The organism is Pantoea sp. RCC30.1 (assembly GCF_058148845.1).
Genome location: NZ_JBXUHX010000028.1, coordinates 1 through 25,035 on the forward strand (window position 1 = coordinate 1; position 25,035 = coordinate 25,035).

The window sequence follows — 25,035 nt, forward strand, 5'->3', positions numbered from 1 at the left end:
GGCCTTTATCCACCATGCGCGCCAGGTCCGGCGTTATGGCGCGGCGATGGTGGTCATGGCATTTGACGAAGTGGGCCAGGCGGATACCCGCGCCCGTAAAATTGAGATCTGCCGGCGTGCCTACCAGATCCTCACCGAACAGGTCGGTTTCCCACCGGAAGATATTATCTTCGATCCCAACATCTTTGCGGTCGCCACCGGTATTGACGAACACAACAACTACGCCATGGATTTCATCGGTGCCTGTGAAGACATTAAGCGTGAACTGCCGCATGCGATGATCTCTGGCGGCGTCTCCAATGTGTCGTTTTCATTCCGTGGCAACGATCCGGTTCGTGAAGCGATACATGCCGTTTTTCTTTATTACGCCATCCGAAAAGGCATGGATATGGGCATCGTCAACGCAGGCCAGCTGGCCATCTATGACGATTTGCCAGCAGAATTGCGCGACGCAGTAGAGGATGTGATTCTTAACCGCCGGGATGATGGCACCGAGCGGCTGCTGGCGCTGGCGGAAAAATACCGTGGCGGCAAAAGCGATGGTGCGCAGGAAAAACAGCTCGCGGAGTGGCGCAGCTGGGACGTGGTGAAGCGGCTGGAGTATTCGCTGGTCAAAGGGATCACGGAGTTTATCGAGCAGGATACCGAAGAGGCGCGCCAGCAGGTGCCACGTCCGATAGAAGTGATTGAAGGCCCGCTGATGTCTGGCATGAACGTCGTCGGGGATTTGTTTGGCGAAGGCAAAATGTTCCTGCCGCAGGTGGTGAAATCGGCGCGCGTGATGAAGCAGGCGGTGGCTTATCTGGAGCCCTTTATCGAAGCCAGCAAAGAGGCGGGGCGCAGCAACGGTAAAATCGTGCTGGCCACCGTTAAAGGCGACGTGCATGACATCGGCAAAAACATTGTCGGCGTGGTGTTGCAGTGTAATAACTACGAAATTATCGACCTTGGCGTGATGGTGCCGGGCGAAAAAATCCTTAAAACGGCGCGCGAAGTGAATGCGGACATCATCGGCCTGTCAGGCCTGATTACGCCGTCGCTGGATGAGATGGTCAATATGGCGAAAGAGATGGAGCGGCAGGGCTTTACCTTACCGCTACTGATTGGCGGCGCGACCACTTCGAAGGCGCATACCGCCGTCAAAATTGAGCAGCACTACAGCGGTCCGACGGTCTACGTGCAGAATGCCTCTCGCACTGTTGGCGTAGTGTCGTCGTTGCTCTCCACCACGTTAAAAGACGATTTCGTCGCCCGAACGCGCAAAGAGTACGAAACCGTGCGCATCCAGCATGCACGTAAAAAGCCGCGCACGCCGCCGGTCTCGCTACAGGTGGCGCGCGATAACGCCACCTCACTTGACTGGGAGAGTTACACGCCGCCGGTGCCGCATCGCCCTGGTGTCAGTCAGGTGGAAGCCAGCATTGCCACGCTGCGCCATTATATCGACTGGACGCCATTCTTTATGACCTGGTCGCTGGCGGGTAAATATCCTCGCATCCTGGAGGATGAAGTGGTCGGTGAAGAGGCGCAGCGTCTGTTTGCCGATGCCAATGCTATGCTCGACAGATTAAGTGAGGAGTCACTGCTGAAGCCGCGTGGTGTGGTCGGTATTTTCCCGGCTAACCGGGTCGGCGATGATATTCATATCTACAGTGATGAGCGGCGCGATGATGTGTTGTGTGTGAGTCATCACTTACGTCAGCAGACAGAGAAAACGGACTTCGCCAACTACTGTCTGGCGGATTTTGTCGCCCCAAAAACCGCCGGAAAAGCGGATTATCTCGGCGCGTTCGCAGTGACAGGCGGACTGGAGGAGGATGCGCTGGCGGAGGCCTACGATCGTCAGCACGATGACTACAACAAGATCATGGTGAAAGCGCTGGCTGACCGTCTTGCGGAAGCCTTTGCTGAATATCTGCACGAGCGGGTGCGTAAGGTGATCTGGGGCTTTGCGCCCAACGAAAATCTGAGCAATGAAGAGCTGATTCGCGAAAATTATCAGGGGATTCGTCCGGCGCCCGGCTACCCGGCCTGCCCGGAGCATACCGAAAAAGCCGCTATCTGGCGTCTGCTGGCAGTGGAAGAGCAGACCGGCATGAAACTCACCGAATCCTATGCGATGTGGCCGGGTGCGGCGGTGTCTGGCTGGTACTTTAGTCATCCTGACAGCCGCTATTTTGCCGTGGCGCAGATTCAGCGTGACCAGGTGGAGGATTATGCGGCACGCAAAGGAATGTCAGTTACAGAGGTGGAACGCTGGCTGGCGCCGAATCTCGGCTACGATGCGGACTAAATAAAAAAGCGGCCAGAGGGCCGCCTGAAGGGAGGGAATCAACTCCAGCGCTGTCAGCTGTGATATCGAGCCAGTGCAGTAAACACGGCCAGATTCATCCTGAGACAGCTTTCTCTTATCAGCATGAAGCGGCCCGGAGGCCGCCTCTGCTTAGTTGAAGCGAGCGTCGCGATCCGACGTCAGATCATACAGCTGGTACTTACGACCCAGCATCTGACCGCCATCACGCGTCAGCGGCACCCAGTTCACCTGCGCGCGACCGCGTGTTGGCGTCACGGTGAACAGATCCATCGGGATAGAGATATAGAAGCCTTTGGTGAAGTCGCCTTCGCCATACTCTTCAGACGAAACGTTGGTTTTGGTGGCATAAACACCGACCATTACGCCGCTGTCGAAGCGCTTCGACACATCGACCGTCACGCCTTTATCTTTCGCCAGATACTGTCCTACGCTGGTTTTTACCAGCACATCCTGCATAAACCACGGACGCCAGTAACCCGTCAGGTTGCCGGTGGTCGCTTTATAGCGGTTAAACTGCATCATGTTGTCCCAGTCACGCTGACGGACATAGTTGGCATCAACGCCCACCGCCCAGTTAGCATCGACCGGGCGATAGAGCAGCTCGCCACCCACACCGCCGTACATCGTCTCCAGATAACCGCCGTAGACCTGACCATAGAAGCCGTTACCGAGCTGGCCCATGTAGTTCGCCTGCAGATCGTTGACGTAGACGTTATTCTCAACGTAGTCGCGGATATGGGTACGTACACGCGGCAGCGAAGAGTCCGCCGGTGCGCCGTTGTAGTTGAACTTGTCGTAGTTGTTGGCGAGGTTACCAAACAGACTACCGCCCACCAGTAGGTGATCCGTCAGCCAGTAATCAGCGCTGGCCATCACGCCGACCTGATACATATAAAAGCTTTCGGGGCCGCCCACCGACTGATTCAGCACTGGCGACAGACTGTAGTTCAGGCGATCTTTACGGATAAACATCCCCTGCTCAGTGGTACCCGGATCGACCGGTTCGTTGCGGGTCTGTTGCAGCGGCTGCTCATGGCCCAGTGGATAGCCTTCCAGATCGTTACGCAGGCTGGCGACTTTCGTCTCAGTGGTTACCTGCGGCATGTTAAAGCGCGACTCGGTGACATTGATCGTGTCGATGCCGTCAGGCAGGTGGTTCATGATGATGCGGTTAGCGCGATCCACTCCTTCACGGGTATCGCGATACTTCGTCTGCTCACCTGACACATACAGCGTATGACCCTGAGTCTGAATACGCGGACCATCGAGACCGGCATTGTATTTTAGATCGGTCAGCTGAGTGCCCACCACCGTCGGCTCCAGCAACTTAGGTTGCGGCTGCGGATTATAGGAAGGCTTCTCGCTGTCGATGTGCGCCTGACGCAGATCGTTGAAGTTGGTGCGAATGGTAACACCAAACATAAAGGTGTTACCGCGTTCGTAGCTGGCATTGATGTCAGCCCAGTCGGTCACGCGATAGATTGCCCCGACGTTGAGCTTGCTGCGCTGATCAAGGCGGCCAGCAAAGTCATTCTGGTAGTCGTTGCCTTCATATTCCATCTTGAGACGCAGCGGCTGCCAGGGCGTCTGATACTCCACGCCGCCAAACAGCGCCGTCGGACCGTGGAACATCTGCGAACCATTGATTGAACCCGCTTCGCCCACCTTCGGACGCTGGCAATAGCTGTCGCTATATGAGCAGAAGGGGTTCTTCAGTGTGCCGCTGTTGCCGAGATAGCCCCAGCCGATGCCCAGAGTGAAGTCGAACGGCCCCCAGGCTTTGGTCCCTACCAGATATTCGCTGTCGAACAGGCCAGTACCGCCGAGGTCGCGGGTTCCTACCGCCACTTCCGGCAGCCAGAAGCCTTCCTGCCACAGACGCAGTTTCAGGTCGAAGGCTTTATCTTTATAGCTCTGCGTGCCGCTGAATTCTGACACCGCACTGTACTGACGGGTTCGCACGTCGGTATAACGCACGGTGGTCTCCAGCCAGGGAAAGAGCTGCAGTGACGCGGAGTAGTAGCGGTACTGATCGTTGTCGCGCGCGTTGAGGCTGAATTCGCCCTCTCTGGCCATGCGCGCCGTCGGCACCTGCATCAGGCCCACGCCACCGAAATCGGATTGTGAAGGCCCCACCGGCGCAGGGAAAGTGTCAGCCTGCGCCTGACAGGCTGCCGCCACAGAAACAGCCAACAGGCTGAAGAGATAACGTTTTTTCATCAGTCTGGTATCCGGTGAGTCAGTACGGAAAGAATGCGATCATTCAGGTCTTCATCGCTGCCTGGCAGGCTCCATGACGAAAAGCCGAGCCAGATAACGCTGCCGGGTTCTACTTCCGCGTGGCGATGATTCCAGTAGGCAACCGGCACCTGCTGTGTGGCACCCGAAGGGGCAATCACCGTGACAAAATTGCGTTCAGCCCCGGAAAGTGCGTCATGACCATCCAGATAGTCGCGTACTGATTTACCCGGCTGCCAGCTCACCTTACCTGCACCACTCAGTGCGCCGAGCAGCAGCACCGAGTCGGAGGGTGCCTGCAGATAGAGGTCATAGCTGCCTTCCAGCCGACGGTTATCCGCCGGATGCAGACGGATCCAGTCCGGGTCAAGCGAAGTAAACTGGCGACCTGTCACTTTGATGGCGCTCAGCTGGCGGATCACCTCATCAATGGCTGCCGCCCGATCGCCGCTGCTGTCGGCACGCCAGGCGCGTAATGCGCCCAGCGTCTGTTGGTAGTGCTGCTCTGCGACTGCGGTGGCACTGCGCTCGGCAATAAAGGTACTGCGCCAGTCCGTATTGACCTGCAGCGGAGGCAGGGTCACCAGCTGGGACAGATCCGCGACCTGGCTCAGCTCAGCCTGACCGCTGTTGTGCGGTGCATGGACAATAACCTGCGCAGCTGCCTGCGCCCCTGCGGCGCTGAACAGGCTCAGCCCGGCCAGCAAAATAGTGATTTTTTTCATGATTTCGCCGGCTTCAGAATAGTGATATCGACAGGGAAGGCATCGGCCGCCAGCATCTGATGGGCCTGCACCACATCACCGCTGCTGTTATCGATCCAGAAGGTGTTTTCCCACTCGCGGTTACTGCTGTCGATGCTCACCTGCTCATGCCAGACCCGGCACGGGATATGGTTGCCCGCCACGGTCAGCACTTCGTCGGTGCCACGCTGGAAGGTTGAACGCACGGTCGCGCCGCGAACCTTGCCCTGCTCGGTCCACTGCACGATGCGGGTCCAGCCTGCGCCGTTGCTGATATGCAGGCTGTCAGCGAGTGGATCCTGTTGCAGATTGCTGACGCTCAGCAGGTTATCGGGTAAGCCCAGGGTTTTAACCAGGCGGCCATGCTGTGTCACCAGCATCGCCTGATCCTGAGTGACCCATTTCTGCTGCCCCTTCTCGCTGTAGCCCAGCACCACAAAAATGCGCGGACCTTCATTCAGACGAGCATAGAGACTGGCATAAGGAAGATTATTGACCTGTTGATCGGTAACGGTGACGTCATCCGGACCGTTAACCGCGAGCAGCAAAGTCTGTTCAAGACCTTTTTGCGTTTGTGTACAGGCCTGCAGCAGCAGGCAAGCGAGCAGCAGAGGAAGTTGGCGCACTGTGTGTCCCTGATAAGTCATGCCAAAGTAAAAATAACCACACAGGCGTGTGGTTATGTTTAAAGGTGCTCTGCCCGTCCCGTCTGGCAGCAAAGCGGCAGACTACGTTGCTCTGCTGAAGTCCTCACCGTAGTGAATTTCAGCCTCGCCCGTTTGTCACCGTTCAGTCATCAGACGCGTATCGGGCATCCATCAACGAGTGGTGCTCGTCGTGGTTGTGGTTGTTGTACCGGTATTTGCACCGTCACCACCGCCAGAAGCGGCAATACCGAGCCCGACCAACGCGCCAAGTGCGCCGATACCGACAGCGGTGGACGTGCCGGACGAGATTGCTCCCGCCTGCGCGCCTGCTGCAGTACCTGCTTCACCGGCTTCCTGCGGCGCAGCAAATGCGCTGGAGGAGGCGGCAACGAGGATCAAGGCTGCACCGGCAACCATAGTTTTTTTCATAACAACGTTTCCTGCATTGAGTGAATGAAGGATCTCTGACCGGCGACAATGGCTATGCAGACAGGCTGCGACCAGTGCGACGGACAGTCCCATTGCGGGCGCGTTCATTATAGGGCAACAAAATATCAGAGTTCAGTGCTATAAAAACCAGGGCAAATGGCGGGGTGATTGCGTGATTTAATCAGTAAAATTGGGGATAACTGCTTTTTATATCGGAGTATTTCCGGTTGATACCCTATATTTCGCTGTAGCTAAGTGGAATGCAAAGCGTAATGTTCTTTTTTATTAATATCTGGTACGGAATAAGAATAATCAGAATTTACTCAGGCCGGCTAAAATTAAATATGATTATGAATCAACGGCTAAACCAATAAGCATTGGCTTTTCAGATCCATTTTATACTGGATGTCTCTCTATTCCGCAGGCCGATGTTCAGAATTATCTTAGGGTATTTTAGGACTTTTCCCGCGTCAGGGTTTATCGCTTAATCCAAAAATTGCCCAATAAGGCGTTAAAACAGACAAAAAAAGGGCGGCAAAGTTGCCGCCCGATTAAATTAATACCGATTAACGCCAGGATTTATAGCGGTTAATTAAGGCATTAGTGGAACTGTCATGAGTGGTAATTTCGTCCTCGTTTTCCAGTTCCGGCAGAATACGATTCGCCAGCTGCTTACCTAATTCCACACCCCACTGATCGAAAGTGAAGATGTTCAGGATGGCACCCTGAGTGAAGATTTTATGCTCATACAGGGCAATCAGCGCGCCCAGGCTGTATGGGGTGATCTCACGCAGCAGAATGGAGTTAGTCGGGCGGTTACCTTCAAACACTTTGAACGGCACGATATGGGCTACTGACTCTGCAGATTTACCGGCATCGGTAAACTCTTTCTCGACGACGTCGCGTGACTTACCAAACGCCAGCGCCTCGGTCTGAGCAAAGAAGTTAGAGAGCAGCTTCGGATGGTGATCTGTCAGCGCGTTATGGGTAATCGCCGGGGCAATGAAGTCACACGGAACCAGTTTGGTACCCTGATGGATCAGCTGATAAAACGCGTGCTGACCGTTGGTGCCAGGTTCGCCCCAGATGATTGGGCCCGTCTGGTAGTCCACCGGATGACCGGCGCGATCCACATACTTGCCGTTTGATTCCATATTTCCCTGCTGGAAATAGGCGGCGAAGCGGTGCATGTACTGGTCGTATGGCAGAATCGCTTCGGTTTCAGCACCAAAGAAATTGTTGTACCAGATGCCAATAAGCGCCAGCAGAACCGGCAGGTTCTGCTCAGCTGGAGTGGTTGCGAAGTGCTGGTCCATGGCATGTGCGCCACTCAGCAGCTGCTCGAAGTTTTCAAAGCCAATCGAGAGAATGATCGACAGGCCGATGGCTGACCACAGTGAATAGCGGCCGCCAACCCAGTCCCAGAATTCGAACATATTATTGGTGTCGATACCGAATTCGCCCACCGCTTTGGCGTTGGTCGACAGCGCAGCAAAGTGTTTCGCTACGTGCTGCTGATCGCCTGCAGTTTTCAGGAACCAGTCGCGCGCGCTATGGGCGTTGGTCATGGTTTCCTGAGTGGTGAAGGTCTTGGATGCAACCAGGAACAAAGTGGTTTCCGGGCTGAGGTCTTTCAGCGTTTCGGCGATGTGGGTGCCGTCAACGTTGGAGACAAAATGCATATTCAGATGGTTTTTGTAAGGGCGCAGCGCCTCAGTCACCATAAACGGGCCGAGGTCGGAGCCGCCGATTCCAATGTTCACCACGTCAGTGATCGCTTTACCGGTATAGCCTTTCCATTCGCCGCTGATGATGCGTTCGGAGAAGCCTTTCATCTTGTCCAGCACCGCATTGACTTCAGGCATCACATCTTTGCCATCCACCAGAATCGGCGTGTTACTCCGGTTACGCAGTGCGACATGCAGCACCGCACGATCTTCGGTGCGGTTAATCTTCTCACCCGAGAACATAGACTTAATGGCACCGCTGAGATCGGTCTCTTTGGCCAGCGCCTGTAACTTATCGAGGGTTTCCTGGGTGATGCGGTTTTTAGAGAAATCCACCAGCATCTGATCATCAAAGGTGGCAGAGAATTTGGCAAAACGATCGGCATCCTGGGCGAACAGATCGGCAATTTCTACCGATTTCATCTGCTCAAAATGCTGTTGCAGCGCTTTCCAGGCTGCGGTTTGTGTCGGATTGATATTTTTCATGGCAACACTCTTGTTGATATTAAGAACCGTCATTCCATCGGAGGCACATCATGCCCGTTTAGCGTTTCAGTATGACCACAGTTGTAACTGAAAGGAAAAATTTTGTCAGCGCGCGTCGGGCAGGCGATTTCAACGCGACGGTTTATCGTCAGCATTCACTGGCGCGGACAGCCCGCGGGTCGCAGAAGCAACGCGCGACAAAGTGTGACGCGAAAGTCTGCATAAAACGTTGTGCCGTGTCAGGGATTATTGCAGGGGCTGAACCCATTAAGCACTGTAGCCGCTGCGGCGCAGGTTAATTTGTTTTCTGATGCGGCTCTCCGGCCATCGCTGACATTGACAGCAGGTCCAGAAAAGGCTAAATCTATGCGCCTACTTGCGCACCTGTGCGCAAGCCAGAAGAGGCGCGTCGCCCAGGCAGTGTGTTGGAGGAACCGTATCCGGTGAAAACACATCATGGGGAGCGACGCCGAGGTGGGTCAGCACGCGGTGTGTTGCCTGTCGGCTACAGGGGCTGAATCCTCTGGGTTGTCACCAGAAACGTCTGCAGTCGACGTTTCGCAAGGTGGGGCGCTTCTGGGTGACTCGTCTATCCGATCTTGTCCGCCCGTTTCTGCTCTTTCCTTGTGCCTGGCTGAAAGAATGTTTCTCGACCCTTTCATCGGCGAGAACAAGATAACCTGACACGAGGTCCTACATGTCTCAAACACTGATAGTGGCAAAATTCGGCGGCACTAGCGTAGCCGATTTTGAAGCGATGAACCGCAGCGCCGATGTGGTGTTGCAGGACGCCAGCACGCGTCTGGTCGTGCTTTCTGCTTCGGCGGGCATTACTAATCTGCTGGTTGCGCTGGCTGAAGGCCAGCAGGCTCCTCAGCGCGCTGTGCTGCTTGATGATATCCGCCGTATCCAGTACGCCATTGTTGATCGCCTGCAGCGTCCGGAAGTGATCCGCGATGAAATCGATCGCATGATCGACAACATCAGCATGCTCTCCGAAGCTGCTTCACTGGCCACCTCGAATGCCCTGACCGATGAACTGGTCAGCCACGGCGAGTTGATGTCATCACTGCTGTTTGTGGAAATTCTGCGTGAACGTCAGATTAACGCGGAGTGGTTCGATGTCCGCAAGGTCATGCGTACCGACGATCATTTTGGCCGGGCGGTTCCGGATGTTCAGGTGCTGGCGGAGCAGGCGACGGTGCAGTTGCAGCCGCGCATTGAGCAGGCGCTGGTCATTACTCAGGGTTTCATTGGCAGTGAAAGCGAAGGGCGCACCACTACCTTAGGCCGTGGTGGCAGTGATTACACCGCTGCGCTGCTGGGCGAAGCGCTGAACGCGGCGCGTGTGGATATCTGGACAGATGTGCCGGGCATCTACACCACCGATCCGCGCGTGGTGCCGACGGCGAAGCGCATTGATGAAATCACATTCGAAGAAGCCGCCGAAATGGCGACCTTCGGTGCGAAAGTGCTGCACCCGGCGACGCTGCTTCCCGCTGTGCGCCGGGGTATTCCGGTATTCGTCGGTTCCAGCAAGGATCCGGCAGCGGGCGGTACCCGCGTCTGCAACGAAACCCGCAACCCGCCGCTGTTCCGGGCGCTGGCTTTACGCCGTAAGCAGACGCTGTTAACGCTGCACAGCCTTAACATGCTGCATACGTTTGGTTTCCTCGCCGAACTGTTCAACATTCTGGCGCGTCACAATGTGTCGGTTGACCTGATCACCACCTCCGAAGTGAGCGTGGCGCTGACCCTGGATACGACCGGTTCAACCTCAACCAGCGCCAGTCTGCTGACTCAGGCTTTGCTGACTGAACTCTCGTCGCTGTGCCGGGTAGAAGTGGAAGAAGATCTGGCGCTGGTGGCGATTATCGGCAACCAGCTGTCAAAAGCGTGCGGCGTCGGCAAAGAGGTATTTGGTGTACTCGACCCGTTCAACCTGCGGATGATTTGCTATGGTGCCAGCAGCTACAATCTCTGCTTCCTGGTGCCGGGCAACGATGCGGAAAGTGTGGTGCGTACGCTCCATCGCAATCTGTTCGAGTAAGCATCTCTGCCGTTCAGGCCGCCTCAGCGCGGCCTGAAAAGCGGCAAAAACGGTTCACCTTTCCCCGATAGCTTCCCGTTACGCGACTTCCACTAATTTACATAAATACAAGCCATTAACTCATGTCATTGCCAAATGGCAACCCCTTCTCTGCGCATGTTGTGTAGTTGCGTTGCGCTCCCTTTCCTCAGATTTATAATCCCGCCGCTGAATCAATTCACCCAAATTTAGGAAATATCATGAAAAGGTTAGTCGCAGAGGCGCTGGGTACTTTCGTACTGGTCGCAGGCGGTTGTGGTAGTGCCGTACTGTCAGCTGCGTTCCCGGAACTGGGCATTGGCTTCATGGGCGTGGCGCTGGCTTTCGGGCTGAGCGTGCTGGTCATGGCGTATGCGGTCGGTCACATTTCGGGCGGTCACTTTAACCCGGCCGTGACCCTGGGATTAGTGGCAGGCGGACGTTTTCCCGCATCACAGGCCATCCCTTACATCATCGCGCAACTGGCTGGTGGCATCGTCGCGGGCGCAGTGCTCTATCTGATCGCCAGCGGTAAAGGCGAATTCAGTGCAGCGGCCAGCGGCTTTGCGGCGAACGGATACGGCGAACACTCGCCGGGTGGCTTCAGCCTGCAGGCGGGCATGATCACCGAAGGGGTGATGACAGCAATCTTCCTGATTGTCATCATGGGTGCCACCAGCGAACGCGCGTCGAAAGGTTTTGCGCCGATCGCGATCGGTCTGGCATTAACCCTGATCCACCTGATCAGTATTCCGGTGACCAACACCTCCGTTAACCCGGCCCGTAGCACCGCAGCAGCCCTCTTCCAGGGTGACTGGGCGATCTCTCAACTGTGGATGTTCTGGTTGATGCCGATTATCGGTGCCGTGATTGGTGGTTTGATCTACCGCGGTTTAGAGGAAAAAGCAGCGTAATTTCTTCGATATGCAGCGGATCGGCAGCAGTCGATCCGCATTTTCCCGCCTCGGCCCATCTTCGCCTTACGCCATGATAATGAAATGTTATGATCCCGCCTTCGTCACGGCAGTCGTTCCTGCATGGCGTATCTCTATGGCAAATCTGCATAAAACATAACATTCTTATAAGGAAGTCTGGCTATGCTCGCCACGTTAACCCGCCTGTTCCCGCTCTGGGCCGTGCTGTTGTCTGTCGCCGCTTATTACTCTCCTGGTACCTTTCTCGGCATCGGTCCCTGGGTCACTTATCTGCTGATGCTGATTATGTTCGGCATGGGTGTCACCCTGAATATCGACGATTTCAAACGGGTGCTGACCCGGCCTGCGCCGGTGATTGCCGGAACTTTCCTGCACTATCTGGTGATGCCGTTAGCCGCCTGGGGACTGGCAAAACTGTTTCATATGCCGCCCGATCTGGCAGCCGGTATGATTCTGGTCGGCTCAGTTGCCAGTGGCACCGCCAGCAACGTGATGATCTATCTGGCGAAAGGAGATGTGGCGCTGTCGGTGACCATTTCTTCCGTTTCCGCGCTGGTGGGCGTGTTCGCCACGCCGCTGTTAACCCGCTTTTATGTTGATACCCACATTCAGGTTGATGTGGTGGGCATGCTGCTGAGCATCGTGAAGATCGTCGTGATCCCGATTAGCCTTGGACTGATCATTCATCACAGCATGAACAGCGTGGTTCGCCGGGTGGAACCCTGGCTGCCAGCATTTTCGATGGTCTGCATTCTGCTGATCATCAGCGCGGTGGTGGCGGGCAGTCAGGGCTTTATCGGATCCGTGGGTCTGATGGTGATCGCGGCGGTGATACTGCATAACGCGATTGGCCTGCTTGGCGGTTACTGGGGCGGCAAACTGTTTGGCTTCGATGAGTCAACCTGCCGCACCCTGGCGCTGGAAGTCGGCATGCAGAACTCCGGTCTGGCGGCGACGCTGGGCAAACTCTACTTCTCGCCGCTGGCGGCATTGCCGGGCGCGCTGTTCTCGGTGTGGCACAACCTGTCAGGTTCACTGCTGGCGGGTTACTGGTCCGGAAAGCCGATTAAGAAGAAGTAACCGTGGCGGCGTATTATTCTGATGCGCCGCTTCTCACTGCAGCTGCGCCGGGCGTTTTCAGCCTGGCGCAACTGTCTGTTCACACACCTTATTCGTAATCACGCTCATCGTCGGGCTGTTCCAGCACGGTATAGGCCACGCTGCAGAACAGGGAATTCAGGCGCTTCATGTCGCCGAGTAAACCGAGGTGCAGCGAGCTGGTCTCAATGCTCTGCACGTTCTGCTGGTGCAGGCGATCAACATGGGCGTGAGAATAGCGGCGAATCATCAGGCGGAATCGATGTTTCGCGCGCCGCAGCCGTTTGGCGCTGGTGACATCGTGCGACAGAAATACCGACAGACTCATTCTGAGATTGGCAATCAACAGCTCGTGCAGCTCCTGCAACTCTTTTAATCCCTCGGCAGAAAACGCGCGGCCCGCTGCCAGCGACTTGTCAGCCACATCGCCGCTCATCCGCTCAATGATGTCCCCGGCCTGCTCCAGATTCAGCGACATCTCGATAATTTCGCCCCAGCGGCGCGAATCCTCTTCGGGCAGATCCTCTTTTGGCATCCGCGCCAGATAGAGCTTGATGGCGGTATAAAGCACATCGACATCATCATCCAGCCTGCGCACCGTGCGTTCCTCGCGGGATTCGCCATGCACCACCTTATTAAACGCCTCCAGCATCTGCTCAAGCACGTCACCCATGCGCAACGCTTCCCGGGCAGCATTCACCAGCGCCAGCGCCGGCGTATCCAGCGCGCTGCGATCGAGGTGCTTCGGCTTGAGGTGCAGCGCGTTATCCACGTCGTCGGCGATCATACGACGGCAGAGGCGCGCCATCAGGTCAGCAAACGGCACCATCGCCACGCAGCGGATCAGGTTGTAAAACACATGGAAGAAAATCACTAACTCTTCGTCGTTGACCGGCAGCTTGTCGAGCCACTCCGCCACAATATCGACAAACGGCAGGATCAGCACACAGCCGATCAGCTTGAACAGCAGGCTACCGAGCGCCACGCGTTTGCCCGCCGCATTGGAGCCGCTGGCGTTGATCATCGCCAGCAGGCCGCTACCGAGATTGGCACCAATCACCAGACAGAGCGCGACCTTAAACGAAATCACGCCGGTGGCGGTCAGCGTCGCAGTAATCAGCACCGCGGCCAGGCTGGAATAACTGATAATGGCGAACACCGCGCCCAGCAGCGCATCGAGCATCACGTCACCGGTCAGGCTGGAGAAGAGCACCTGGACACCGGCGGCCTGAGTAATCGGGCGAGCCGCTTCGACTATCAGTTGCAGCGCCAGCAATATCAGGCCCAGGCCGATACTGGCGCGGCCTAGCTGACCGGCGCGGGTCTGCTTGCGGCTGAGGAAAAACACCACGCCAAAGAAGATAAACAGCGGAGAAAGCCAGGAGAGGTCAAAGGTCAGGATACGCGCCATGATGGCGGTACCGACATCCGCGCCCAGAATCACCACCAGCGCGGGTGTCAGGCTGACCAGATTCTGCGCCACAAAAGAGGTGACCAGCAACGTCGTGGCATTACTGCTCTGCACCAGCGTGGTTACGCCAATGCCCGCCAGAAACGCCATCGGTTTTTTTTCGATGCTGCGGCTCAGGACGCGGCGCAAATCGGCACCGTAGACCCGCATGATGCCGGTTCGCACAATGTGCGTGCCCCAGACCAGCAGGGCCACCGCAGAGAGTAGATTAAGCAGGGTTAACACGTGGTGTCGCTCCTCGTTCGTCAGGCTTCAAGCAGCACAGACTGCCAGCCTGACAGAGAGAGCAATCTGTGAAGGGGATTGCCGTGCTATGCGTGATTTTTTCCTGTGTTTTAAGCAACCTGGCGCAAAGTCGACATTTCTAATTGTAGACCAATCTTCCTGCCAGCGGGATGCAAATCCGCCGCCGATCGGTTAAGCACATCCACCGAAAGCTCTACGTCATGGGCCCGAATACGATAGCGGATCACGTTGCCCAGCAGGCTGTGACTGAGGATTTCGGCAGGAATGCCCTGGCCCGGTGCGGTGAACAGCATCGACTCCGGGCGAATGGCCACCTGGCTATTGAAAGGCTGGCCAATCAGGCGCGTCGCCTGTTCAGCGCTGAGCAGGTTGTAGTTGCCGATAAATCCGGCGGCGAACAGATCAACTGGCTGGGTATAAAGCGCTTCGGCATCGCCGTTCTGCACGATTTTGCCCCGGTTCATCAGCACGATGCGATCGGAGAGCGTCAGCGCCTCCTCCTGATCGTGGGTGACGAACAGGGTGGTGAGATTCAGCTCACGCTGGATGCGCCGGATTTGATCGCGCAAATGGCGACGGATACGCGCATCCAGCGCCGACAGCGGCTCATCCAGCAGCAGCAGACGCGGCCGGGTGACCAGCGAACGCGCCAGCGCCACGCGCTGACACTGTCCGCCTGACAGCTGATGCGGATAACGGCGCGCATAGTCACTGAGTTCAACCAGCTCCAGCACCTCCAGCACCCGCTGGCGGATCTGCGCTTCGGGCAGTTTCTGCATCTTCAGGCCAAACGCGACGTTCTTCTCCACCGTCATGTTGGGAAACAGCGCATAACTCTGGAACACCATGCCGATGGCGCGCTTCTGCGGGGCCAGCGGCACGATATCTTTGCCCTCCAGCCGGATTTCACCGCTATCAACGCCGGTTAATCCCGCCAGACAGCGCAGCAGGGTTGATTTGCCGCAGCCGCTGGGGCCGAGCAGGGTGACAAATTCTCCCTCGGCGGCGCTGAAATCGATCTGCTCGAAAATGGGCGTCGGTCCATAGGACTTGTTCAGCTCTTTGACCTCAAGGTAACTCATATTCAGCCTCGTTCGGGATTCAGGGCGTTGGCCAGCCAGGTGACCAGCAGCACCACAAAGAAGTAGGAGATCACCAGCGCGCTGGTGAAGTGACCGCTGCCGTTACGCATGTTGAAGAGGTAAACCTGCAGGGTTTCATAGCGGTTGCCGACCAGCAGGTTAGCGAAAACAAACTCACCAATCAGGAAGGAGAAAGAGAGCAGCACGGCAATCAGCATCCCTTTGCGCAGGTTGGGCAGCACCACCCAGACCGCCGCCTGCCAGGTGCTGGCACCCAGCAGCTGTGCAGCATCAATCAGCTCTTTGAGGTTGATTGCCTGCATATTGTTTGCCAGCGCCCGGTAGATAAAGGGCAGTGCGATAGTGAAATAACAGCCGATTAAGATCCACGGCGTGCCGGTCAGCATCAGCGGTGACGAAGAGTAGAGCTGGAGTAATCCCACGGATGACACCACCGGCGGCACGGCGAAAGGCATCAGGATCAGGATGTTCATCACCGCATCCAGTCGAGGAAAATAGTAAGCGATTACAAACATGGCAGGTAATACCAGCACTAGCGAGAACAGCAGCGCACCAAAGCAAATCAGCAGCGAATGACCCAGCGCTGTCAGAAAACGCGGGTCGCTCCAGAGCTGGATGAACCACTTCAGGCTGTAGCCCTGCGGCAGAATGGTGTTACTCCAGTCGGACGAGATCGCATAGAGCAGCGTAGCCAGCAACGGCAGCGCCAGCAGGATAAAAAGGAACCCGACCATGATCCGGTGATAAAGGTGCTCAGCACGCGACATGACGGCTCCTTTCATGGCTGTTTCGCATTGAGATAGCTGCGGCGCACCAGATACTGCTGCACCAGGGTGATGAGCGCCATAATGGCCACCAGCAGCATCGCCAGCGCGCTGCCAGTGTTGGGATCAAGCGAGATATCACCCGAGACCAGCGCGGCGATGCGCACCGGCACCACGTTGAAATTACCGGTGGTCAGGGCGTAAATCGTGGCGTAAGCGCCCAGCGCATTCGCCAGCAGGATGACAAAGGTTCCGAGCAGCGCCGGGAACAGAATCGGCAGGCCGATATGCCACCAGTAGCGCCAGCGGCTGGCACCCAGCAGTGCAGCGGACTCCTGCCACTCTTTTTTCAGCCCGTCGAATGCCGGGTAGAGCAGCAGCACGCCCAGCGGGATCTGGAACCAGGTGTAAACCAGCACCATGCCGTTGCGCGAGAAGAGTCTGAAGCTCTCAATCACACCATAATGGCGCAGCAGCAGTGTCAGGCAGCCGTTCAGCCCCAGCAGAATCACAAAGGCAAACGCCAGCGGGACACCGGCAAAGTTGCTGGTCATGTTGGTAAAAGAGATAAGAAAACGCTGCAGTCGTCCGCCGCCGAGCTGATGCAGCGAATAACCGGTGATCAGCGCAATCAGTAATCCCCAGACGCTGGACCAGAGCGAGATATCCAGCGAAAAGCGAAATGCCTGCTGATAGAACGGTGAGGTGAGGATGTCGTGATAGTTATCCCAACCCCACTGGCTGTTCATGTCACTCCAGAAGCTGTTGATGGCAATCCACAACAGCGGTGCCAGCTGAAAGGCGACCCAGAACAGGGTGAAAGGTAACAGCAGTAGCAGTGCGAATCCTTTTCCCTTCATCTTTGTAACTCCGCCAGCAGGCCGCGACAGACCGGCTTGTCATGCGCCACTTCAAGCAGTTCACACAGCGTGCCGCACAGGTCGGTCTGCTGTGGGGCAAGGTCAGGCTGCAGCGAGAAAGCACGGCCAAAGACAAACAGCGGCACCGTGGTCTCCTCCGGCAGAATGCCGCCGTGGGAGCGATCGTCATTCATGCCGTGATCGGCGGTCACCATCACCTGGTAGCCCTCGGCCAGCCACAGCGGCATCCACTGCGACAGCAGGCCGTCGGCGATGCGCGCCCGGTTGCGGTACTGCGGCGAGGAGAGCCCCGATTTATGGCCGGCATCATCAATATTCATCGGGTGGATCAGCAGAAAATCGGGATCGTGACGCAGCCGCAGGCTCTCTGCATCTTCAAACAGGTGCGAGTCGGGATAGCTATCGTCAGAATAAAAATGGCCGAACTGAATGGGCAGGTCCGGCGCGTCGGTGTGACGATCGCGCGCCGGAACGAACGGTGTGCGGTTATAAAGTTCACTCACCCAGTGGTAGGCTGCCGCCGCTGTCGTCAGTCCCGCCGCTCGCGCAAAGTGAAACACGCTGCGTTCGCGACTTAACCGGCTGACGCCATTATGAATAATTCCGCTTCTGACCGGCGGAACCCCGGTCAGAATACACTCATAAAGCGGGCGCGACAGTGAGGGTAATTCACAGGTCATACGGTAATAGAACCCGTTGCCCTGCGAACATTCGGCATGCAGGTAACCCATTGCATGTTGTGCGACCTGATTGCTCAGGCCGTCCAGCACTACCAGGATGGTTTTCATTCCGTTCTCCCTGCCGCGAATTACTGCTGCATGTTAATGATGACGTTTTCCTGCCACAGGCGCGGCAGCATTTTCGACGATTTATCCCATGCAGCCTGATCCTTAACCGGACGGGCATTTTTATATTCTGACTGCGGCAGCAGGCGAGCCTGAACGTCCGCTGGCAGCGTCAGATGCTCGGCACGAATCGGGCGGGCATAGCCCTTCGCCAGATTGATCTGTCCCTGGTCTGAGAAGATATATTCGCGCGTCAGTTTTGCGGCGTTAGGGTGTCTGGCATATTTGTTGATGAGGGTGGTGTAACCGGAGGTCACTGAACCGTCAGATGGGATCACCACTTCGTAGCGGTTTTTGTCGATCTGGTCACGGTAGTTAAGGGCGTTAAAGTCCCATACCACCGCCATCTGCACTTCGCCTTTTTCGATGTTAGCAATCACCGGATCGGTCACGCCAAGACGCCCCTGTTTTGCCAGATCGGCAAAGAACGCCAGCGCGGGTTTCAGGTTCTTCTCATCACCGCCTAAAGCGTAGTTTGCAGCCAGCACGCCGTTAGCCGCCTGAGCAGCCACGCCGACGTCACCGATAGTAACCACATACTTACCTTTCTTCAGATCGGCCCAGCTGTGGGGGATATCTTTAACCTGCTGCTTGTCGATCAGAAAGGCGATGGTGCCGGTATAAGCCAGCGCCCAGTGACCGTCTTTGTCTTTTGCCCAGGCTGGAATCTGATCCCAGTGCGTCGGTTTGTAGGGCTGGGTGACACCTTTAGCAACGGCGATCGGGCCAAAGGCGGCGCCCACGTCACCGATGTCAGCGCTGGCGTTGTCTTTCTCTGCATCGAATTTCGCCAGCTCCTGCGCCGATGACATATCGGTATCGCTGTGCTTAAGGCCATATTTGGTGCTGATGTCGTTCCAGGTATCTTTCCAGTTGGCCCAGCTGTCCGGCATCCCGACGCTGTTGACCTGACCTTCACTGCGCGCGGCTTTTTCCAGCGCGGCGAGATCGTTATCGGCGGCCTGCGCAACGGGCAGGGTGAGGACTACAGCACTGGCTACTACAGAGGCGATAAACGCTTTCATCTCAGTTGCTCCGGGTGTAAGTTGATGAGCCTGGCTGGTCTAGTCCAGCAAGAACCGAGCCAATGTAGCCCCTGTATATGAACGATTTATGACAAGGCGGTGCGGTGCGGGGGATGGGCGACAAGAGACGTGACCCGTTTGCCCGTCACTGGCGCGTTTACCTGATCAGTCAGAGTGCGGAGTCGCACCAAAATGAGGCTACTGTTGTGGAGTCGATAGCACTCAAAACGGCGGATGCGATTGCCAGCGCACTGCTGACGCGCATTCAGGCGGGTGAATTCAGCGGCGGGCGACTGCCGTCGGAGCGTGCCTTAAGCGAGGCGTTCAGTACCACGCGGATTACCCTGCGGGAAGCGCTGGGCAACCTGGAGGCGCAGGGGATGATCTACCGGGAACTGCGTCGTGGCTGGTTTATCGCGCCGCCTCGCCTGATCTACAACCCGCTGCATCACAGCCACTTTCATGCTATGGCGATGGAGCAGGGACGGCAGGCGACCACCGAAGTCATCGCCGCAGAGCAGGTCGCAGCGCACGACAGCGTAGCGACGGCGCTGCGGCTGGCTCCCGGTTCGGCGGTTTACTGCATCCGCCGCCTGCGGCGCATCGATGGGCGCGCGGTGCTCTATGTTGAACACTACCTTAATCCGCGTTTTTTCCCTGGGCTGCTCAATGAAGATCTGACCCGTTCCCTGACCGATCTCTATGACCAGCGCTACGGTATTCGATACGGCGGCGCGCGCTTCACGATTCTTCCTGGTCCGCTGCCGGAGGTTGCTGCACCCACGCTGAATGTGGCACCGGGCAGCCCCGGCTTGCTGATTACCCGCATCAACCGCAACCAGCAAAAAGAGGTAATTGACTGCGACTGTGAATACTGGCGCTACGATGCGCTCTGTGTTGATGTGGAGGCCTGAGGAGTTATTGTGATTTGCGTCACACTCGCGCATGATACCGCGCGCTAATAACTCCTTTTAAAGGCGCAACATGAGTGATAAAAATCCTTTGGCCCGCCACCTTGCAACGGTACTGCAATGGGTGCTGAATCTGGGTCTGCTGAGTCTGGCGATCATCCTGATCGTCTTTTTAGGCAAAGAAACTATCCATCTGGCAAACGTGCTGTTTAACACCGGCGAGCAGGCTTCCTCCTATCTGCTGATTGATGGAATCGTCATCTATTTCCTCTACTTCGAATTTATCGCCCTGATTGTTAAGTACTTTCAGTCGGGCTATCACTTCCCGCTGCGCTATTTTGTCTATATCGGGATCACGGCCATTATCCGCCTGATCATCGTCGACCATAAAAATCCCTTCGATACGCTCTGCTACTCTGCGGCGATTCTGATTCTGGTGATCACCCTGTGGCTGGCAAACAGCAACCGGCTGAAACGCGAGTAATCCTCCTGCCGTCTGACACGACGGCAGGTGTTCGCATCGCTTCTCTGCGCTAAACTAGCGACCTGAAAATTATCGGGAGTGGTGCTATGTCGCAAGACGCACTCAGCTTATTACGTTCGCTCAACTGGCTTTCTCCGTCGCACGCCACCCTTGCGCCACCATTGCTTGGCTGGCTGATGGAGGAGGATTCAATGACGCGCCGTTTTGAACAGCATTGCCAGCGGGTCACGGTTCAGCCGCTGCGTGAAGGCTTTATCGACGCCAGCGAATTGGATGAGGAAAGGGCGCTATTGCCAGACGATGAACGCTTCTGGCTGCGTGAAGTGCTACTTTTCGGCGACGATCAGCCCTGGCTGGCTGGCCGCACGCTGGTGCCGGAAAGCACTCTCAATGGGCCAGAGGCGATGCTGCAACAGCTGGGCACCCGTCCTTTGGGTCGCTATCTCTTCTCCTCGTCGACGCTGACCCGCGATTTTATTGATCCGGGCCAGGTAGAGGGATTGTGGGGTCGGCGTTCGCGCCTGCGTCTCTCCGGCAAACCGCTGCTGCTGACTGAACTGTTTTTACCGGCATCGCCGCTTTATCGCGATCTGGTCTGAGGATCCTGTGGTGCAAAATAGCTTAAGTATGAATAAGTGGCGGGCCTATGCTCGCCTGATGCGTATCGACAAACCCATCGGTACGCTGCTGCTGATGTGGCCAACGCTCTGGGCATTATGGCTGGCGGATATGTCGATTCCGCCGCTGCCGGTGCTGGCGGTATTTGTGGCCGGAGTGATTGTCATGCGTGCGGCCGGTTGTGTGATCAACGACTACGCCGATCGCAAAGTCGATGGTCATGTAGAGCGCACGAAGCACCGCCCACTGGCCAGCGGCGTGGTCAGTGCAAAAGAGGCTAAGCTGCTGTTCGTGATTCTGGCGCTGGTGGCTTTTGCGCTGGTGCTGACCATGAACCTGATGACGATTATGCTCTCCGTCGTGGGGCTGGCGCTGGCCTGGGTCTATCCCTTTATGAAGCGCTATACCCATCTGCCGCAGGTGGTGCTGGGGGCCGCGTTTGGCTGGGCGATTCCTATGGCCTGGTCCGCAGTTAGTGAGTCCTTACCTCTGGTCTGCTGGCTGGTATTTATCGCTAACATCTGCTGGACGGTCGCTTATGACACGCAGTATGCGATGGTGGACCGGGATGATGATCTGAAGATTGGCGTGAAATCGACCGCGATTTTATTTGGTCGCTTCGACAAGTTGATCATTGGTCTGCTGCAACTGGCGACCCTGCTGCTGATGGCGCTGGTGGGCATGATGCTGCATCTGAATGGTGCCTTCTACTGGACGCTGCTACTGGCGGCTGCCCTGTTTGTTTATCAGCAGAAGCTGATCGCCGGGCGTGAACGCCAGCCCTGCTTTCAGGCTTTCCTGAATAACAACTATGTCGGAATGGTGCTGTTCCTGGGCGTACTGATGAATACGCCGCCGTTCAGTCAGCTGTTCTGACCGTGTCCCCTGAGCAGGCACCGTCTCACTGCGAATCGAACCAGACCAGACCTGACCTATAAAAAAGGCGACCTCATGAGGTCGCCTTTTTACTGTAAGCGGGTGTCAGTCGTGCGCTACCGCAGTTTCAATCGTCATGCGGACATCACTGGTGACCAGGTCAGCCAGGATATGCCAGGTCGCCAGAGTCTGCGCGACATCGGCATCACCGCTGTCGCTGATATACCCCTCATCGCGCAGCGTCAGTACCAGCGAGGTAAAGACTGCTTTGTCGAAGAACTCCGGCGCATTGATCCCGTGCAGTACCGACAGACGCTGTGCCAGCGTCCGGCTCTCTTTCTCCAGCGTGCCACGGTTAATCGTCGGCTTGGCGCTGAGAATGGAGAAGGTAATGGCATAACGCTGTAGCGTTTCGCGCACACCGGCAGCCAGCAGTTGCAGCGTGCGATAGCGTGCTGCGGTAAAGCGCAACTCACCCGCTTCGAATGTAATCAGGCCCTGACGCGCCAGCTCCTGACTCACATCAGTGAGCAGTTGTGGCAGTTCATCGGTCTGCCAGCGCAGGAACAGTTCACTCTTCAGCATCGGATAAATCAGGCTTACCTGACGTAGCAGTTCTGCTTCGCTCAGCGTCTGATGCTGCTGAACAATGGCGGCAATCAGCGACGGCATAACCAGCATGTGATGAATGTTGTTGCGATAGTAGGTCATCAGCACCGCCTGCTCGCGCGGCAGAATGATGATGTCGCCAATGCTGTCCTTTTCACTCTCAAACTTATTCATACCCAGGGCGTGATCCAGCAGCGCTTCCGCGGTGAGATCGGGTACGGTCGCGTTTGGCGAGTAGGGCACATTGCGCAGCAGCTGGGTATAGCACTCCAGCTGTTCTATCAGCTGTTCACGGGTTAGTGAGCGCTGACGTGACGCCAGCAGCGCCGTCACACAGAGGTTCATGGCATTGGCCGCGCCCGCTTCATTAATACGCACCATCAGGCTGGCCGCGATATCATTGACGGTCGGCGTTAACCAGCTCGGACGCTGCGGCTCAATCGGATCGATCGCATCGCGCCACTCCGGAACCCGCTTGTTGAGATAGTTAACCAGCGGCAGCGGTTCGCCAAAGTTAACGTAACCCTGACCGAGGTTGCGCAGCTTGCGTAAGCCGCGCACCATCTGCATGAAGCCCTCTTTCTCTTTCGCCGCGCCGCGTAGTTCTTTGGCGTAAGTACCCACTTCCATCACATGCTCATAGCCGATATAGATCGGCACCAGCGTGATTGGACGATTGCCGCCGCGCAGCATTGCCTGCAGCGTCATGGCTAAGGTGCCGGTTTTAGGGTCAAGCAGGCGACCGGTACGTGAACGGCCTCCTTCGACAAAGTACTCAACCGAATAACCCCGGGTGAACAGCTCGCCGAGATATTCGCGGAACACCGTGGCGTAGAGCTTGTTGCCCTTAAAGGTACGACGAATAAAGAAAGCGCCCAGACGACGGAAAATCGGGCCGGCTGGCCAGAAGTTGAGATTGATACCCGCAGCGATGTGCGGTGGCACCAGCCCCTGGTGATAGAGCACATAGGAGAGCAGCAGATAATCCATGTGGCTGCGATGGCACGGCACATAGACAATTTCGTGGCCATCCTGCGCCAGCTGGCGAACTTTTTCACCGCCATTAACGTTGATGCCCTGATAGAGACGACTCCAGAGCCAGCCCATCACACGGTCGGTGACGCGAATCGCTTCATAAGAGAAGTTAGCGGCAATTTCCTCCATCATCTCGACGGCATTCTGCTGCGCTTTCTCATGGGAGATTTTTTTGCTGCGCGCTTCATCTTCGACGGCTTTTTCAATGGCTTTGGATTGCAGCAGACGATTAAACAGATCCTGACGCGCCGGTAAACGCGGACCGATTGCCGCCAGGCGCTGACGGGCAAAATGGATGCGCGCCACGCGAGCCAGCTTCTGGGCGATCGACTGATCCGTACCGTGTTCGGTTGCCATGCGGCGAAGCGAAACGGTAGGCGAGAAACGGACAAAACTGTCGCGCCCGTGCCAGATAACCGCAAAGAACTTCTGCACCCCGTTCAGCACCCGCAGGTGTGGCGTAGCTTCGCCCTGGACTTCACGTCCTGGCGCGCGGCCAAACATCACGGTGACCGGCAGCATCTGAATATCGAGCTTAGGATTATTGCGATGCAGGTCGAGGTAATCGTGAAAGATTTTCACCGATTCCACACTGGGCACAAAATAGGGGAATACGCGCGGGCCATTGTGAATAAACACGTGGCGCGGCAGCAGTGAACCATCAATCTCCAGTGGAGAGAGCGGGTCGGGCAGATGATGCCGCAGACACTGTGCACGTAAAGTCAGTAAGTCAGCCTTCGAATCGTAAGGCAAAACATACATAATAGGTCGGGTCGGATCCAGACCATGTTCAGACACAGGATCGGCCGGAATGGCCTTACTTTTTACCAAAAAGGAGAGTGGTAAATTAAGCAATTTGTAATAGAGTTTACGCCAACCTGACATAGACAACATGAAGCCTCTTGTTAGCAAAGCGCCGCAAGCATAGCAGAAAGCGCAGCGAATATCTGTGGTGGTGCCAATTGCACGCAGCCCAGACATTGACGTCAATCCGATGAAAGGGTTCCCACATCATGGCAAATAATGCCACCGGACTTATCAGAATTGTAAAAGCCGCAGGTTACTCATGGCAGGGACTGCGAGCCGCCTGGCAACATGAAGCGGCGTTTCGCCAGGAAGCACTGGCTGCGCTGGTCGCTATTATTATCGCGTGCTGGCTGGATGTCGATGTGATCTCCCGCATCCTTATGATTGGGGCGGTGGTGCTGGTGGTCATTGTCGAAATCCTCAATAGCGCCATTGAAGCGGTGGTTGACCGCATCGGCCAGGAGCATCATCCGCTGGCGGGCCGGGCAAAGGACATGGGCTCTGCGGCGGTACTGATCAGCATCTTACTGGCCCTGTTTGTGTGGATCGCGCTCCTCTGGACACATTTGCGATAAGCCTTCCATAACGCGCCTGAGGGCGCGTTTTCCCTGACAATCGGTTTCCATTTCGCCAATACCTGTATATACTCACAGCGACTGTATAAACAACCAGGGG

21 protein-coding genes and 1 riboswitch are annotated in these 25,035 nt (G+C 56.4%); of the genes, 9 read left to right on the forward strand and 12 right to left on the reverse strand.

Going from position 1 to position 25,035, the window contains the following annotated elements; all coding sequences use genetic code 11:
- Positions 1-2,293 (forward strand): methionine synthase (gene metH, locus AC2LB6_RS19645; protein ID WP_490094797.1); only part of this gene is annotated, 2,293 nt, incomplete at its 5' end.
- Positions 2,294-2,443: 150 nt separating this feature from the next.
- On the opposite strand, the gene AC2LB6_RS19650 is transcribed toward metH, so the two are convergent.
- The 5 genes from AC2LB6_RS19650 to pgi form a co-directional block, all read right to left on the reverse strand.
- Positions 2,444-4,534 (reverse strand): YjbH domain-containing protein, encoded by a 2,091-nt coding sequence (locus AC2LB6_RS19650; protein WP_490094798.1) that lies wholly within the window; start codon positions 4,532-4,534, stop codon positions 2,444-2,446.
- Entirely contained in the window at positions 4,534-5,277 is a 744-nt protein-coding gene (locus tag AC2LB6_RS19655; RefSeq protein ID WP_490094799.1) for a capsule biosynthesis GfcC family protein, read from the reverse strand. Before AC2LB6_RS19655 ends, AC2LB6_RS19650 begins: the two co-directional genes overlap by 1 nt.
- Positions 5,274-5,921, reverse strand: coding sequence for a YjbF family lipoprotein (locus AC2LB6_RS19660; protein ID WP_490094800.1), 648 nt, complete (start codon positions 5,919-5,921; stop codon positions 5,274-5,276). The genes AC2LB6_RS19655 and AC2LB6_RS19660 overlap by 4 nt, the downstream gene beginning before the upstream one ends.
- 192 nt (positions 5,922-6,113) lie before the next feature.
- On the reverse strand, positions 6,114-6,371 hold the full coding sequence (gene yjbE / locus AC2LB6_RS19665) for an exopolysaccharide production protein YjbE (RefSeq protein ID WP_090963646.1): 258 nt from the start codon (positions 6,369-6,371) through the stop codon (positions 6,114-6,116).
- Positions 6,372-6,937: 566 nt separating this feature from the next.
- Positions 6,938-8,584: a glucose-6-phosphate isomerase gene (pgi, locus tag AC2LB6_RS19670; protein WP_090963648.1), complete on the reverse strand. Its 1,647-nt coding sequence runs from the start codon at positions 8,582-8,584 to the stop codon at positions 6,938-6,940.
- A 391-nt stretch (positions 8,585-8,975) separates the two neighbouring features.
- Positions 8,976-9,168, forward strand: a riboswitch (Lysine riboswitch).
- Between the two features lie 113 nt (positions 9,169-9,281).
- On the opposite strand from pgi, the gene lysC reads away from it, so the two are divergent.
- The 3 genes from lysC to panS all read left to right on the forward strand — a co-directional run bounded on the left by lysC (position 9,282) and on the right by panS (position 12,667).
- Positions 9,282-10,634, forward strand: coding sequence for a lysine-sensitive aspartokinase 3 (gene lysC, locus AC2LB6_RS19675; protein WP_490094801.1), 1,353 nt, complete (start codon positions 9,282-9,284; stop codon positions 10,632-10,634).
- A gap of 239 nt (positions 10,635-10,873) precedes the next feature.
- Positions 10,874-11,566 (forward strand): aquaporin Z, encoded by a 693-nt coding sequence (gene aqpZ / locus AC2LB6_RS19680; RefSeq protein WP_490094802.1) that lies wholly within the window; start codon positions 10,874-10,876, stop codon positions 11,564-11,566.
- A gap of 183 nt (positions 11,567-11,749) precedes the next feature.
- Positions 11,750-12,667: a ketopantoate/pantoate/pantothenate transporter PanS gene (panS, locus tag AC2LB6_RS19685; RefSeq protein ID WP_003855809.1), complete on the forward strand. Its 918-nt coding sequence runs from the start codon at positions 11,750-11,752 to the stop codon at positions 12,665-12,667.
- An 88-nt stretch (positions 12,668-12,755) separates the two neighbouring features.
- On the opposite strand, the gene AC2LB6_RS19690 is transcribed toward panS, so the two are convergent.
- From AC2LB6_RS19690 to AC2LB6_RS19715, 6 genes are all read right to left on the reverse strand, one after another.
- The gene (locus AC2LB6_RS19690; RefSeq protein ID WP_490094803.1) at positions 12,756-14,381 is read right to left on the reverse strand and encodes a Na/Pi cotransporter family protein; all 1,626 of its coding nucleotides are present in this window, start codon (positions 14,379-14,381) and stop codon (positions 12,756-12,758) included.
- A 110-nt stretch (positions 14,382-14,491) separates the two neighbouring features.
- Positions 14,492-15,484, reverse strand: coding sequence for an ABC transporter ATP-binding protein (locus tag AC2LB6_RS19695; RefSeq protein WP_490094804.1), 993 nt, complete (start codon positions 15,482-15,484; stop codon positions 14,492-14,494).
- A gap of 2 nt (positions 15,485-15,486) precedes the next feature.
- Positions 15,487-16,272, reverse strand: coding sequence for an ABC transporter permease (locus tag AC2LB6_RS19700; protein ID WP_490094805.1), 786 nt, complete (start codon positions 16,270-16,272; stop codon positions 15,487-15,489).
- Between the two features lie 11 nt (positions 16,273-16,283).
- A complete protein-coding gene (locus tag AC2LB6_RS19705) occupies positions 16,284-17,129 on the reverse strand; it encodes an ABC transporter permease (RefSeq protein ID WP_490094806.1) in 846 nt (281 codons plus the stop codon).
- Positions 17,126-17,938 carry an alkaline phosphatase family protein gene (locus tag AC2LB6_RS19710; RefSeq protein WP_490094807.1) on the reverse strand — a complete coding sequence of 271 codons (813 nt, stop codon included), beginning with the start codon at positions 17,936-17,938 and terminating at the stop codon, positions 17,126-17,128. Before AC2LB6_RS19710 ends, AC2LB6_RS19705 begins: the two co-directional genes overlap by 4 nt.
- Before the next feature lie 20 nt (positions 17,939-17,958).
- On the reverse strand, positions 17,959-19,020 hold the full coding sequence (locus AC2LB6_RS19715; RefSeq protein ID WP_490094808.1) for an ABC transporter substrate-binding protein: 1,062 nt from the start codon (positions 19,018-19,020) through the stop codon (positions 17,959-17,961).
- 206 nt (positions 19,021-19,226) lie between these two features.
- Between AC2LB6_RS19715 and AC2LB6_RS19720 the strand changes: the two genes are divergently transcribed.
- From AC2LB6_RS19720 to ubiA, 4 genes are all read left to right on the forward strand, one after another.
- On the forward strand, positions 19,227-19,934 hold the full coding sequence (locus tag AC2LB6_RS19720) for a UTRA domain-containing protein (protein ID WP_490094826.1): 708 nt from the start codon (positions 19,227-19,229) through the stop codon (positions 19,932-19,934).
- A 70-nt stretch (positions 19,935-20,004) separates the two neighbouring features.
- Positions 20,005-20,415, forward strand: coding sequence for a phosphate-starvation-inducible protein PsiE (psiE, locus tag AC2LB6_RS19725; RefSeq protein WP_090963668.1), 411 nt, complete (start codon positions 20,005-20,007; stop codon positions 20,413-20,415).
- A gap of 86 nt (positions 20,416-20,501) precedes the next feature.
- Positions 20,502-21,014, forward strand: a complete 513-nt coding sequence (gene ubiC, locus AC2LB6_RS19730) for a chorismate lyase (RefSeq protein ID WP_490094809.1) — start codon at positions 20,502-20,504, stop codon at positions 21,012-21,014.
- Between the two features lie 10 nt (positions 21,015-21,024).
- On the forward strand, positions 21,025-21,909 hold the full coding sequence (gene ubiA, locus AC2LB6_RS19735) for a 4-hydroxybenzoate octaprenyltransferase (RefSeq protein WP_090963672.1): 885 nt from the start codon (positions 21,025-21,027) through the stop codon (positions 21,907-21,909).
- 105 nt (positions 21,910-22,014) lie between these two features.
- On the opposite strand, the gene plsB is transcribed toward ubiA, so the two are convergent.
- Positions 22,015-24,438: a glycerol-3-phosphate 1-O-acyltransferase PlsB gene (gene plsB / locus AC2LB6_RS19740; RefSeq protein ID WP_490094827.1), complete on the reverse strand. Its 2,424-nt coding sequence runs from the start codon at positions 24,436-24,438 to the stop codon at positions 22,015-22,017.
- Positions 24,439-24,566: 128 nt separating this feature from the next.
- Here plsB and AC2LB6_RS19745 point away from each other — a divergent pair, with 128 nt between their 5' ends.
- Positions 24,567-24,935, forward strand: a complete 369-nt coding sequence (locus AC2LB6_RS19745; protein WP_490094810.1) for a diacylglycerol kinase — start codon at positions 24,567-24,569, stop codon at positions 24,933-24,935.
- Positions 24,936-25,035 lie beyond the last annotated feature (100 nt).